Origin of the sequence: Acetobacterium tundrae (assembly GCF_008086615.1) — a bacterium.
Taxonomy (GTDB): domain Bacteria; phylum Bacillota; class Clostridia; order Eubacteriales; family Eubacteriaceae; genus Acetobacterium; species Acetobacterium tundrae.
In genome coordinates, this window is sequence record NZ_RXYB01000006.1 from 1 (window position 1) to 13,274 (window position 13,274).

Below are 13,274 nucleotides of genomic sequence, written 5' to 3' on the forward strand. Positions count from 1 at the left end.
CAGCCGTATAGGCCTGAATTCCGTCGTCCAGCTGGTCCGTTCCCGCCGCCAGGGTCTGGGCTCCGGTATTCAACTGGGCCGAACCGCTTTTAAGGGTGCTGAGGCCGGTATTGAAATCAGAGAATTTTGAAGCAAACTGCGCGGTTCCGGACTGCAGGGTCTGGGATCCGTCGGCCAGGGTTTGGGTTCCATCCGCCAGCGTCTGAGTGCCATCCGCCAGCGTCTGCGAACCATTCGCCACGGTCTGGGATCCGGATGCCAACGTCCGGGACCCGTCCACCAGCTGGGACGATCCATCCGACAGTTGTGTCAGCCCATCATTCAAAGTTCCCAATTGTCCGGGAACTTCGGCCACCTGATCCGTTAAATGATTGACAATTTCCGCAGCGATATTTTCTCTGAGACCGGTTTCCATTTGCAGGACGGCCCGGCTTAAAATCTGACTGGCCAAATAATTGCGCTTTTCATTTGCCGAGAACGTAATGGTTGCCGTCTGTTTGGTTTTATCGGCCGCCGAAGCGATATCGCTGGAAAAATTACTGGGAATACTAATCATTGCATAGTATTTTGTTCCCTCCGTATTGATGGTGGCATCTGTTTCATTGGTGACAATATAATCAAATGAACCGTCATCCTTTAATTGATCAACAAATTCATTCCCCAGATTTCGTTGTTCATTATTGATGAGGGCCCCTGAATCATTGTTGACAACCGCAATGGGTAAACTTTCAAGTTTTGAATAAGGATCCCAAAAGGCACTGAGGTAGAAATAACTATACATAAGAGGTATGATGATAACCCCGATAATGACAGCGATCCGTTGAATATTCCGTTTAGTCATACTTTTTTTGTTCATAACCGACTCCTTTTCTTTTGCTTCATGCAGCATCATTTTCATTTTATTGTGGCAGACTATTAATTTTAAAATAGTGAATTGTTTTTCTGGATTAAGCGGCGTTTAAAGAATAATGATAATCGCTAAAATGGTGCAAAGAAGAGAAACTGCGGCTCCTAGTAAAAGCTCTTTCAATGTATGTCGGCCAATTTTCATTCTTGCCCAAAATACGATTGGTAATAACAGCAGAAAAAGCCAGCTGAAATTTCCGAAAAAATAAATGCAAACAACAACTGGTCCCATCACACCACAGGCATGACCGCTCGCTTTTATTTTCAAAATTTTATTGACAAAGGTCAAAATCAATCCGGAAAGAAAATAACTGATGTAGATCATCAAATACTGGATTGGTGCTTTAGCAATGAAAGCACTTATCAGACCCAGTGTGTAGCCTAAAATGACAAAGATAAAGGCGAGCTTTCGTTGCCCGTCTCGGCCCTTATCCTTAAATTTCGGCAGGAACTTTTGTAAAGGATAAGCTAGAATCGGGATGAAGGCAAAGCAAATAACGGCAAGTAAATAATTTGTCAGATTCTGAAAATGACCACTATCGGCGAAATACAAAAAGCTGAACATACAAAAAGACATTATTGGAGCAATGGTGATAATACTTATAATTTTTGCGGCTTTCGCTTTCATCTTAATTCCTCTCGTGCTAAGGTTAATCCGATTTCGTATCGGCTCATTTGCTTGCTGCTTGTTTGATCTAGCTTAAAATCTTTCGCGTTTATAGAATCCATTTCAATTTCAAAACACATCATATTCACTCCTTTATTTAGGGTGCCATTCCATCCTATCTAGTAATTGATACTAGTTTAGCACTATGTACATAACATGTCAACAATATAATAATATTATTGAATAGTATTGAAAACCATGATATGATTAAAAAAAATCAAAGAAAGGCGTTAAAAAATGAAATCTATATCATCGGATATATTAAACTTTCATTGTCCGCGATGGAATGAGCTTCCGGAAATTGATTTATATATGGATCAAGTGGTGAGTATATTAGAAAAGAATTGTTCCCTTTTTACAGAAAATGAGGGCGAAAAGATTATCACCGCAACGATGATCAATAATTATGTGAAACATAAGATCATCGCGCCGCCGGTAAAAAGACGCTATAATCAAACCCATCTGGCCTATCTATTTGTCGTTTGTATAATGAAACGAATTTTAAGCATTTCAGAAATCGGTGATCTGATCTCCTATTTGATCAATGTTTATTCGATCGAAGATGCTTACGATTTGTTTTGTGAAGAATTAGAATTTGCAATTAAGATCGTTTTTGCTCCAAATCAAAAAGTAAATCCCATAATAGCCGAGACAACACATCAACTGGCCCTTTTAGAAGCAGTCGTATTGGCCTTTGCTAATAAACTATATTTTCAGAATGAAATAAAAAAACTGGCGATTGATTCAACAGAAGCAAAGAAAATAACAGTTATTAAAACGGAAAACTAAATCAAAACAGTTTAGGTGATGCAATCCCGACTTATACAAATGAACGTAGGTTTTGTCGATGGCCCAAGCAAGGTCATGCGTTTATAAAGTGGATTATCGGATTAGTTTCATATATAATATAAATTATGAAGAATTATGAAGAATTTAAAAAATCGTATCAGTTCCAATTAAATAAACAGCAGGAAAAAGCCGTTATTCGCACCAAAGGGCAGAGTTTATTACTGGCCGTGCCGGGGAGTGGAAAAACAACCGTTATTATCTGTCGAATTGCCTATCTGTTAATGGTTGAAAAAATTGACCCCGGGGAGATTCTGACACTAACCTTTAGTCGCATGGGAGCCCGGGATTTAAAACAACGCTATCAAAACATGTTTAGCAAAAACCAGGCCGAAACCCTTCAGTTCAGTACGATCCACAGCTTTGCCCTTTCGGTCATCAGGCAATATGAACGGTCTTACCGGCGTCAGGCTTACACGGTGCTGGGAAATACCAGCCCGGTGATTAAAGACCTTTATCGGGAATTGTTTCAGGCCTTTCCCGGAGAAATAGAGCTGGGAGAAATCAGTCAGCGCATCGGATTTTGCAAAAATATGCTGTTAACCACAAAAGAAATCAAGCTGCTGCCGCCAATGGAGATTGACTTTATTAAAATATATGAAGCCTACGAAGCCTATAAGCTGACCGCGCATTTAATGGATTTTGATGATATCCTAAAATACGCATGGGGACTATTGAAAAAATATCCGGAGCTGCTGACCTTCTTTCAAAATAAGTATAATTACATACATTTGGACGAAGCCCAGGATACCTCGAAGATTCAATTTAAAATCATTGAGCTTTTGGCCGGCAAAAACGGCAACCTTTTCATGGTCGGGGATGAGGATCAAAGCATCTACGGATTTCGGGGGGCTTTTCCGGAGTCTTTATTGTCTTTTAAAGAGACATGGCCCCAGGGAGAGGTTCTTTTAATGGAAACAAATTATCGGAGCACCCGGCAAATTGTTGAAAAAGCCAATGCGTTTATTAAGCTCAATCATGAGCGCTATAAAAAAGAAATGGACACGCCAAATGGCGTGGGAATTCCGATCATTCGCGAATGGGTAAAATCCAGTGAAGATCAATACAAACTTATTATCGAATCCATTAAACACGAAGGAAAAGAAACCGCCGTGCTTTATCGGAACAACGAGTCAGCGATTCCGCTGGTGGATCTCCTGGACGGCGAAAAGATACCCTATCAAATAAAAGAACACAGTCCCCAGTTTTTCACCCATTTTATGATCAAAGACATTCAGCTGTTTTATCAATTTGCTTGTTATCCAACCGATCCAGACTTGTTTGCACAAATGTATTACAAAATGGATGCGGCAATTTCCAAGGAAACCGTGGCGCAGCTGAAAAAGCATCTGGGGCTAAACCAGAATGTCTTTGATGCCTTGATCACCATGAGCAGAAAACGACCATGGCAGATTGAACGCTTTAAGGAATTAAAGGACGGTTTTCAGCGGCTTAAGACATCAAATCCGCAAAATGGAATCCGGATGATTTTAGATGATCTGGGTTATCGCTCCTATTTAAATTTTAGAATCAGTTCCGGCCAATCGGAAGAAAACATTGAGCAGAAACTTTCGGTGTTAAAAATACTGGGCGGCCGGGTCGCTAATTTTCAGGATTTTTTCACCAAACTCGATCTTTTGGAAGAAAAACTGAAAGAGCCACAAACGCAAAATGACAAAAAGCCAAGAGTTACCCTCTCCACCCTGCATTCAAGTAAGGGCCTGGAGTTTGAAAAGGTCTTTATTATCGATGCAACCGAAGGTCAGCTGCCCAGTGTGTCATCAGCCCCGGAAGATGAGAAGCAATATGCGGAGGAAGTTCGCCTTTTTTATGTTGGGGCAACCCGGGCGAAGAAAGAGCTGATTTTTCTTTGCGTCAAATCAAAACAAAATGCCATTAAACCATCTCCCTTTATTACTTACTTAATTGATGGGCTGCCAAAGAAAAAACCGCATTCCGGTAAACCTGCGGCTGGATCAAAAAATCAGTCGGCTCAAAGCGTTTTTAATCCGGGCATTAAATGGCAGGATTATACCGGAACACAAGAAGAAAATGCGGACATGGATCTTTCGGCTTATCAAAAGGGCACGATCGTGACCCATCAACGATTTGGAAAAGGAACGATCGTGGAAAAAAACGGCGCTTTTGCAACGATTCAATTTGAAAAAGCGGGAGAAAAGAAAATGAATCTGGTTATTTGTATCACCAACGGGGTTATTAAATAAATGATTCGCTTGACAAAGATAAAAATAAACGCTATACTCAGAAAAAAAGTAAACCTGTGAAGGTGGAGTAAAATCTTTAGCGCACTCAAAGAGAGTCAGGAACGGTGAAAACCTGACAGCAAGCGGATTGATATAATGGGCACCGGAGGGTGTGAGGAAAGGGCCTGGCCTGAGTATTTCACGACGTTTCATCAACGTTAATAGATGACAAATGTGGCAGCATTTGGATAGACTTGAGAGCGCAGATTGCGAACAAAGGTGGTACCGTGGGTTAATATGACTCATCCTTTTATTGTTTTATACAATAGCAGGATGAGTCTTTTTTGATATTGGGAGAAAGAGGTAAAGACGGATGGAAATAACAGAAACACTGAGAAATTTACAGGAATTAATAAAACGGTTAGAGCATAAAAGTTCGTTTTATCAACAAAAATTCAAAGATGCAGGGATTGCTGCGGATGATATAAAAACCATGGAGGATTTTGAAAAACTGCCATTTACGGACAAGGGCGATTTGAGAAAAGCCTATCCATTAGGGCTTCAAGCCGTACCGGACAGCGAAGTTGTTCGCATTCATTCATCCTCGGGAACCACCGGTATGCCGGTCATTATCCCCTATACAGCCAAGGATGTCGAAGATTGGGCAATCATGTTCAGCCGCTGCTATGCCTATGCTGGAATGACCAAGGAAGATCGCATTCAAATAACTCCGGGATATGGTCTCTGGACCGCCGGAATCGGCTTTCAGGCCGGAGCCGAAAAAATGGGTGCCATGGCCATTCCCATGGGACCGGGGAATACCCAAAAGCAATTGCAGATGATGGCTGATCTGAAAACCACGGTGTTGGCTTCAACTTCTTCCTATGCTTTGCTGTTAGCAGAAGAAGTCGCCAAACAAAACCTGGCAGACAAACTGCATTTAAAGAAGGGCATCATCGGTTCTGAGCGGTGGGGTGAAAAAATGCGCAACCGCATCGCCGATGAATTTGGAATCGAGATTTTTGACATTTACGGATTGACCGAAATCTATGGTCCGGGAATTTCCATTGATTGCAGTGAGCATCACGGGATGCACTATTGGACGGATTATCTTTATTTTGAAATTATCGACCCGGAAACGCTCAAACCGGTGCCACTGGGGAGCTATGGAGAACTGGTTATTTCCACGCTGAAAAAGGAAGGGGCACCGCTATTGCGATATCGGACCCATGACATTACCAGATTTATTCCCGGTCCCTGTCCCTGCGGTTCGCCTTATCCCCGGCATGACCGCATTGTCGGCAGAACCGATGATATGGTTAAGGTCAAGGGCGTGAATATTTATCCGGGACAGATCGATGAGCTGTTAAAAAAAGTCGATGGCGTCAGCAGCGAGTATTTAGCTACCGTTGATCACAAAGACGGCAAGGATTGGGTGTTTTTGAATTTCGAAATCAAGGACGGATATAACAAGCAGAGTACGGAAAATGAAGTGAAACGGCAATTTAAATCACAGGTTGGCTTAAGCATTATTCCGGTGGCAAGTCCGATGGGATTCTTGCCTCGATCCGAGAAGAAAAGTGTCCGAATCATCGACAATCGTTTTGCCTGATCGATGGTTTGGTAGAAGCTGATTAAGATAGTTTCGATATTTTGTATTCATAAATTGATTTTTTATTCTGAATTGTATATAATAGAAAAAGCCTACTTGATTTAAGAGGAGAAAAGGATAGAAATGAAAGAAAAAAAGCAAAAGAAAAATCGATTTAAAATCGTGGTTAATGAATCCACTGGAGAAACATCTGGATGTAAGATCATCGAAGATACAGAAACCGGAATTAATTATTTATACCATTACGACAATTTCGGCGGCGGACTCACGGTACTGATCGATGAGGACGGGGAACCCGTAGTTGCCCCTGAAAAATAAATAGAAAAAACTCTGAAAAAGGTTTCTTTTTCAGAGTTTTTTTATTGCTTGGCGGGTTGCCACTTACCCGGTAAGACGCGGTGAACTGCCGAGACGGGGAAGCGTGGCTTTTTACAGTTGAAAAAGTTTAAGTCATTAAATTAGGTGTATATAGTAAAATAGAAAGTAAAAAACAGGAGGAAAAAAGATGGCTACTTATATTAAAGATATTATTGCAAGAGAAATATTAGATTCTCGGGGAAATCCCACTATTGAAGTGGATGTCTATTGTGAAGATGGAACCATGGGCCGAAGTATTGTTCCATCGGGAGCCTCTACCGGTGCGTTTGAAGCGGTGGAACTGCGCGATGGCGATATCAGCCGGTATCAGGGAAAGGGCGTTCAAAAAGCCGTGGCCAATGTCGCCTATACGGTGGAATACCTGGTGGGAATGGACGTCACCGATCAGGTGGCCATTGATGCGGCGCTGATCGCCTTGGATGGAACGGATAATAAAGGAAAACTCGGCGCAAATGCTATTCTGGGGATTTCCATGGCGGCAGCTCATGCCGCTGCAAAATACTTGGGCATGCCGTTATTCAGGTACCTGGGGGGCATTAACGCCAAAATATTGCCAACCCCGATGATGAATATCATCAACGGCGGCGAACATGCTGATAACAATGTCGATATTCAGGAATTTCTGATTATGCCGGTGGGCGCCAGTGATTTCAAGGAAGCGGTTCGCATGGGGGCGGAAATATTCCATCAATTAAAAAAGGTGTTGAGCAGTAAGGGTTTAGCGACTTCCGTTGGGGATGAAGGCGGCTTCGCACCGAATTTAAGTTCCAATGAAGAAGCGCTGCAGGTGATTGTTCAGGCGATTGAAGAGGCCGGTTACGTTCCCGGGGAAGATGTGCAGCTGGCCATGGATGTAGCGGCATCAGAAATTTATAACGCCGAAACAAAAAAATATACCTTAGCAGGAGAAGGCGTGGAAAAAACGGCTGAGGAAATGGTCGATTTTTATGAAGCACTGCTGAAAAAATACCCGATCATTTCGATCGAAGACGGTTTAGATGAAGAAGATTGGGCGGGCTGGAAAGTCATGACCCAACGGCTGGGCAAAAAAGTCCAACTGGTTGGAGACGATATTTTTGTTACCAACACGCAGCGGCTGCAACGGGGGATTGACGAAGGTATCGGCAATTCGATTTTAATCAAAGTGAATCAAATAGGGACATTAACCGAAACCCTGGATGCCATTGAAATGGCTAAACGGGCCGGATATACGGCCATTGTATCCCATCGGTCAGGAGAAACAGAAGACGTGACCATCGCGGATCTGGTGGTAGCCGTTAATGCCGGTCAGATAAAAACAGGCGCGCCGTCAAGAACAGATCGGGTGGCCAAATACAATCAGCTGATGCGGATTGAAGAACAGCTGGGTCAGCTGGGCGTTTACGCCGGCAAAGATGCGTTTTATAATTTGAAATAACAAGAAGGAAGTGAAAATGATGTACTTAAAAGGGATTGCAATTTCTTGCCATCCGCCGGTCTTGATACCCGAAGTTGGCGGCGGCAGAGAGCATGAGGCAGAAAAAACGATTCGAGGACTGCGCGATTTATCACTAAAAGTTGCCGAGATAAAACCAGAAGTCATCGTCTGCATTACCCCGCATGGAAATGTTTTCCGAGATGGTGTTGCCGTAGTTTATGAGCAACATCTGAAAGGCGATTTAAAACAATTTGGAAACGACAGTTATTCATTAGAAAAAGACTGCGATATGGGGCTTTTAGATGAATTGAATATGAGCTTCGCAAAAAATCAATGTCATACTATCTTTTTAAATCAGACGACAGCCGACGAATACAAAATTGAACTCAATATCGATCATGGCGTTCTGGTACCGCTTTATTTTATTGAAAAATATTATAAAAATTATAAAATTGTTCATATTACCATTGGGGAATTAAGCCTGATTGAGTTATATGAAATGGGCACCGTGATTCGTGAAGCCATTGAAGCCCGTGGGAAAGAAGCTATGATCCTGGTATCCGCTGATCTTTCGCATTGTTTAAAAGATGAAGGCCCCTATGCATTTAATCCAATGGGCGCACTTTTTGATGAAAATATCATCACAGGAATTGAACAGAAAAATTATTATTCCATTTTGACCATTCCGCCCCAGGTTTACCAGCCGGCTGGCCAATGCGGATTACGGCCGATTATTATGGGATTGGGCGCCATTGACGGCTATGATAGCGAAGCTGAGGTGTTTTCCTATGAAGGGCCATTTGGCGTGGGTTATATGGCGGCCTATATTGAACTCAAAGAGGAGACGATTCCCAGCTTAATTGACCGTTACGATGAGGAGCGAATGCTTTCCTATCAAGAACGACGCACCAATGAGGGTCCGTTTGTAGCCCTCGCCCGGGCAACCATCAATACATGGGCGCAACGCGGAAGAAAATTAAATTTCGCGCATTATAAAAAACAAAATAAAATTGATCCAAAAGCACTGGAAGAACTTGAAAATCAGCAGGCTGGGGTTTTTGTATCGATTCATAAACATGGCGAGCTCAGAGGGTGTATCGGAACAACCGGACCGGTTACCGAAAATATTGCCCAGGAAATTATCCGCAATGCCATTGAGGCGTCGGCTTACGATCCCCGCTTTTTACCAATTGAAGAACCGGAACTCAGAGATTTGGAAATCAGTGTGGATGTTTTGGGAGCACCGGAGCGGGTAACCAGTTTAGCAGAATTGGATGCAAAAAAATACGGGGTTATTGTGGAAAAAGGATTAAACAGAGGATTGCTGCTGCCGGATCTGGAAGGCGTCAACACCCCAGAAGAGCAGATCGCCATTGCTAAAAAGAAAGCCGGCCTATTAGAAAGCGATACCGATATTATCATGCACCGCTTTCAAGTAGAACGTCATCAGTAAATTTAAAAATCGGTTAAAAGGACTAAAAGTTTGGAAAAGGCGATCGGTAGGGTTAAGTCATCAATATCGGATAAAGCCTTGAATTGAGTGCTGTGGGTTTGGCTTTCAGATGATTCAGAAGGATTCGGATGATATGGGATAGCGGCGGTTTCACAAACCAGGTTACCTAAATCAAAGCCGTAAACGGACATCTCCCAGATGATATGAGAGAAAACATGACGGCTCTGCCCGATTAGAACGGGATTAGAAAGCTCAGGAAAATACGACCTGAGCTTTTTTTTAATGTCCGTTCCCGTACCCTCTGAGACTTCAATAATGGGAAAAGACCACATTCCGGATAAAAGACCAGATTCCGGACGTCTGACAAAAAAGAGAGCGCCATTTTGTTTGACGATACCCACTTCCATTTTTTTCGTGAGTTGTTTTTGCTTTTTCTTTTTTATCGGGATTTGGTCAGTGGTGCCAAATGCAAAACTTTGACAACCCAACCGAATTGGACAGATCAAACACTTGGGACTTTGAGGGCTGCAGATAACCGCACCCAAATCCATCAGGGCTTCATTAAAATCGCCGGCGGCATCCGGCAAGATGGTTTCGACCCATTGGGTCACCTTTTTTTTTGTTTTGGCTTCACCAATATCATCAATACTATTGCAGTAGCGGCTAATGACCCGCAGAACATTGCCATCCACGGCACTGACTTTTTCATTAAAAGCAATACTGGCAATCGCTCCGCCGGTATAAGGACCAATCCCTGGAAGTTTGATGAGCTGAGCAAATTGCTTCGGGAAAATTCCGTCGTATTCAGATACAATCAGTTTAGCCGCCTGGTGCAGATTTCGCGCGCGGGAATAATACCCCAAACCTTCCCAGGCTTTAATGACTTCATCCTCCGAGGCCTCAGCGAGAGCAGCAACATTGGGAAAGAGACTGATAAAGTGATTGTAATAGGGAATAAGCGTGTCAATTTGGGTTTGCTGAGCCATGATTTCGGAAATCCAAATGGAATAGGGGTCTTTTGTCTGGCGAAAAGGCAGATTTCTTTTCGCGTTTTCAAACCAGCTGAGCAATTCAAGTTGCAATATTTTAATCGGTTGATTATTATTTGTTGTATTGAGCATATGTTCTCCGTTCGTTTAAATTATATGAATAATCAGACACAACATATAGTATAAAACATTTTTCTAAAAACTAGCTTATTATGGAAAATATTGCAAATTTATAAAAAAATACGTGCAAACAAAAATTTACCCCATTCCCCATTATGGCATGGGAATGGGCGAAAACATGGTTTGTAATTGGGACGAGGTCTCCCTTTGGACCACCAACAGGCACAAAAAACTTGACATGGGCTAGGTAGGATGATAGACTTGCTGTAACAAACGTGTAACTTTTATTTAACTATTGTTGACAAATGAAAGGTATAATTTATGAATACTAAGAGAGAAACAGGGGAATTTTTCAAGAAATATCCCGGCGTAAGAATTGGCTTTATTGCCTTAATTCTTCTTGTCGTTGTGGGTGTCTCCAGTGCTTTTACCGTTGAAAAAGAAGTTCAGGTTACTTTCAAAGGTGAAGAATATACTGTTAAAGGAAAATTGCTCGAGTCCCTAGAGGAAGTTCTAGTAGCAAATGATCTTCCGGCAAGTGATGAATATAAATATAGCAGCCCGTTAACAACCCTTTTCAAGGATGTTATTAATGTCAGGATTGATAAAAAGATTTCTGGAAACATTATCATCGGTACAAAAACGATTGCTTATCTTTCCGGAGCAGAAAACGTCGGTGATTTGCTGGCGGAAAATGGGATCACAATTGATGCGGACGATCGGGTTGAACCCGGGGTAAAAACGCCTCTGACAATCAGCACCGGTGATATTAAGGTAACCCAAGTGAAAGTAGTCGAATCAGCAGAGATTAAAGATATCCCCATGACCGCAAGCATCATTGTAAATGATGCGCTGGATACCGGAACACGAGTTGTGGTTCAGGTTGGTCAAAATGGAAAAAGCAATGTTAAAGAGCGAATCCGATTTGAAAATGATGTTGAAGTCAGCCGGGAAGTCCTTGAGAGTCAAGAAATCACCCCGATTGTTGAAGAAATTATTGAAGTGGGACCAGCCACGACAATTGTTATGCCGGATGAGGTTCAGGTTAAATCAGTGACCGGCGATGTCAATGTGGAATCCAGCACGGTGAGCACCACCAGCAGTGCGAAAGTTGATCAGGATAACAGCCTTAAAGGCACGACGATGACAGTCAGCGCTACCGCTTATACCGCGACAGGAAGCAATACTGCTTCAGGTTTGGCACCACAGGAAGGCCGAACGATTGCGGCCTGGGATGGCGTTCCATTTGGAACCCAGGTATATATTCCGGCCCTTGGCGGAGTTTATACCGTAGAAGACCGCGGCGGTGCAGTAGGGTACGGCGTCATTGATATTTATAAGAACAGCCAGGATGAATGCAACACCTGGGGAAGACAAAACATTGAAATATATTTTTTAGACTAAGCAAGGTAGGAAAACGATGGGTTCAGCCATCGTTTTCTTTATTTTTTGCGGCGGTAAAAGACGCGCGAAAGCAAGCGATTGAATCATGTATTTAGAAAGAACACAATTCTATGATTTTCCACTTGTATTTTGTATACAAAAGTGGTTATACTATTCTCATGATTTAAAACAGTGGTTTTTCCACTTGCGAATATTGGAGGAAAACATGGAAATTAAAATTGTTAAAACAACAAACCTAAAAGAAAAGACAAAGGAAGATGCGCTGGCTTTTGGGGTACACTTTACTGATCATATGTTTATGATGGATTATACCGAAGGAATTGGATGGCATGATGCAACGATAATGCCCTACGGCCCGATTGAGCTGATGCCATCATCAATGGTGCTCCATTATGCCCAGGAGGTATTTGAAGGATTAAAAGCCTATAAAACCCCTAATGGTGAGACGCAATTGTTTAGACCGCAGGAAAACCTAAAACGGATGAACCGCTCCAATGAACGGATGTGTATTCCGCAAATTGATGAAGACTTTGTCTTAGAGGCCTTAAAAACACTTGTGAAACTTGATGAAAACTGGATTCCAAATTCTCCCGGGACTTCGCTTTATATTCGGCCCTTTGTTTTTGCGACCGATCCATTTATTGGCGTTCGCGTTTCCAAACAATATATATTTATGATTATTATGTCGCCGGTAGGTTCCTATTACAAAGGCGGAATGGCTCCGGAACGGATTTATGTAGAAGACGAATATGCTCGAACGGTACGCGGCGGCACCGGCGAAGCCAAATGCGGCGGTAATTATGCCGGCGGATTAGCGGCACAACAAAAAGTCAGCACCAAGGGATTTGAACAGATTCTCTGGCTGGACGGGGTCGAACGAAAATACATTGAAGAAGTCGGAACCAGTAATGTATTTTTCCTGATTGACGATGTCTTTGTGACACCATCTTTGTCAGGGACTATTTTACCGGGAATTACCCGTAAGAGCGTGATCGAATTATTAAAACATTGGGGAAAAACAGTTGATGAACGACGCATCACGATTGACGAATTATATGAAGCCTATCAGCAAGGCAGAATCCAGGAAGCCTTTGCAACGGGCACAGCGGCGGTTATTTCGCCGATTGGAACATTAGGCTGGAAAGACATCGAAATGACATTTAACAACGGTGAAATAGGCGAATATGCGCAAAAGATATATGACACATTATATGGCATGCAAACTGGCAATGTCACTGATCAACTCAATTGGATTGTAAAAATATAAAAACAACAAAA

General features: G+C 42.5%; 11 protein-coding genes. 8 read left to right on the top strand and 3 right to left on the bottom strand.

What is annotated here, in order from left to right; all coding sequences use genetic code 11:
* On the bottom strand, positions 1-856 hold an 856-nt coding region (locus tag FZC40_RS06420), incomplete at its 3' end, for a YhgE/Pip domain-containing protein (protein WP_187389060.1).
* A gap of 102 nt (positions 857-958) precedes the next feature.
* Positions 959-1,534 carry a hypothetical protein gene (locus FZC40_RS06425; RefSeq protein ID WP_148603092.1) on the bottom strand — a complete coding sequence of 192 codons (576 nt, stop codon included), beginning with the start codon at positions 1,532-1,534 and terminating at the stop codon, positions 959-961.
* Positions 1,535-1,810: 276 nt separating this feature from the next.
* Here FZC40_RS06425 and FZC40_RS06430 point away from each other — a divergent pair, with 276 nt between their 5' ends.
* From FZC40_RS06430 to amrA, 6 genes are all read left to right on the top strand, one after another.
* A complete protein-coding gene (locus tag FZC40_RS06430) occupies positions 1,811-2,362 on the top strand; it encodes a DUF1836 domain-containing protein (RefSeq protein WP_148603093.1) in 552 nt (183 codons plus the stop codon).
* A gap of 125 nt (positions 2,363-2,487) precedes the next feature.
* Positions 2,488-4,644 (top strand): ATP-dependent helicase, encoded by a 2,157-nt coding sequence (locus FZC40_RS06435; RefSeq protein WP_148603094.1) that lies wholly within the window; start codon positions 2,488-2,490, stop codon positions 4,642-4,644.
* A gap of 352 nt (positions 4,645-4,996) precedes the next feature.
* Entirely contained in the window at positions 4,997-6,235 is a 1,239-nt protein-coding gene (locus tag FZC40_RS06440; protein ID WP_148603095.1) for a phenylacetate--CoA ligase family protein, read from the top strand.
* A gap of 123 nt (positions 6,236-6,358) precedes the next feature.
* On the top strand, positions 6,359-6,553 hold the full coding sequence (locus tag FZC40_RS06445) for a DUF6440 family protein (RefSeq protein ID WP_148603096.1): 195 nt from the start codon (positions 6,359-6,361) through the stop codon (positions 6,551-6,553).
* Between the two features lie 187 nt (positions 6,554-6,740).
* The gene (gene eno, locus FZC40_RS06450; RefSeq protein WP_148603097.1) at positions 6,741-8,030 is read left to right on the top strand and encodes a phosphopyruvate hydratase; all 1,290 of its coding nucleotides are present in this window, start codon (positions 6,741-6,743) and stop codon (positions 8,028-8,030) included.
* A 16-nt stretch (positions 8,031-8,046) separates the two neighbouring features.
* The gene (amrA, locus tag FZC40_RS06455) at positions 8,047-9,483 is read left to right on the top strand and encodes an AmmeMemoRadiSam system protein A (protein WP_243135767.1); all 1,437 of its coding nucleotides are present in this window, start codon (positions 8,047-8,049) and stop codon (positions 9,481-9,483) included.
* A gap of 2 nt (positions 9,484-9,485) precedes the next feature.
* Here amrA and mutY read toward each other — a convergent pair whose 3' ends face one another.
* A complete protein-coding gene (gene mutY / locus FZC40_RS06460) occupies positions 9,486-10,604 on the bottom strand; it encodes an A/G-specific adenine glycosylase (protein ID WP_148603098.1) in 1,119 nt (372 codons plus the stop codon).
* Between the two features lie 309 nt (positions 10,605-10,913).
* Between mutY and FZC40_RS06465 the strand changes: the two genes are divergently transcribed.
* Positions 10,914-11,996, top strand: coding sequence for a 3D domain-containing protein (locus FZC40_RS06465; protein WP_148603099.1), 1,083 nt, complete (start codon positions 10,914-10,916; stop codon positions 11,994-11,996).
* Positions 11,997-12,201: 205 nt separating this feature from the next.
* Complete coding sequence (locus FZC40_RS06470) at positions 12,202-13,263, top strand: branched-chain amino acid aminotransferase (protein WP_148603100.1); 1,062 nt, start codon at positions 12,202-12,204, stop codon at positions 13,261-13,263.
* Positions 13,264-13,274: the final 11 nt, after the last annotated feature.

What these genes read in the sequence shown, in the direction of transcription:
- FZC40_RS06425 (WP_148603092.1), bottom strand. Translation starts at nt 1,534, where the DNA reads ATGAAAGCGAAAGCCGCAAAAATTATAAGTATTATCACCATTGCTCCA.
- FZC40_RS06430 (WP_148603093.1), top strand. Translation starts at nt 1,811, where the DNA reads ATGAAATCTATATCATCGGATATATTAAACTTTCATTGTCCGCGATGG.
- FZC40_RS06435 (WP_148603094.1), top strand. Translation starts at nt 2,488, where the DNA reads ATGAAGAATTATGAAGAATTTAAAAAATCGTATCAGTTCCAATTAAAT.
- FZC40_RS06440 (WP_148603095.1), top strand. Translation starts at nt 4,997, where the DNA reads ATGGAAATAACAGAAACACTGAGAAATTTACAGGAATTAATAAAACGG.
- FZC40_RS06445 (WP_148603096.1), top strand. Translation starts at nt 6,359, where the DNA reads ATGAAAGAAAAAAAGCAAAAGAAAAATCGATTTAAAATCGTGGTTAAT.
- eno (WP_148603097.1), top strand. Translation starts at nt 6,741, where the DNA reads ATGGCTACTTATATTAAAGATATTATTGCAAGAGAAATATTAGATTCT.
- amrA (WP_243135767.1), top strand. Translation starts at nt 8,047, where the DNA reads ATGATGTACTTAAAAGGGATTGCAATTTCTTGCCATCCGCCGGTCTTG.
- mutY (WP_148603098.1), bottom strand. Translation starts at nt 10,604, where the DNA reads ATGCTCAATACAACAAATAATAATCAACCGATTAAAATATTGCAACTT.
- FZC40_RS06465 (WP_148603099.1), top strand. Translation starts at nt 10,914, where the DNA reads ATGAATACTAAGAGAGAAACAGGGGAATTTTTCAAGAAATATCCCGGC.
- FZC40_RS06470 (WP_148603100.1), top strand. Translation starts at nt 12,202, where the DNA reads ATGGAAATTAAAATTGTTAAAACAACAAACCTAAAAGAAAAGACAAAG.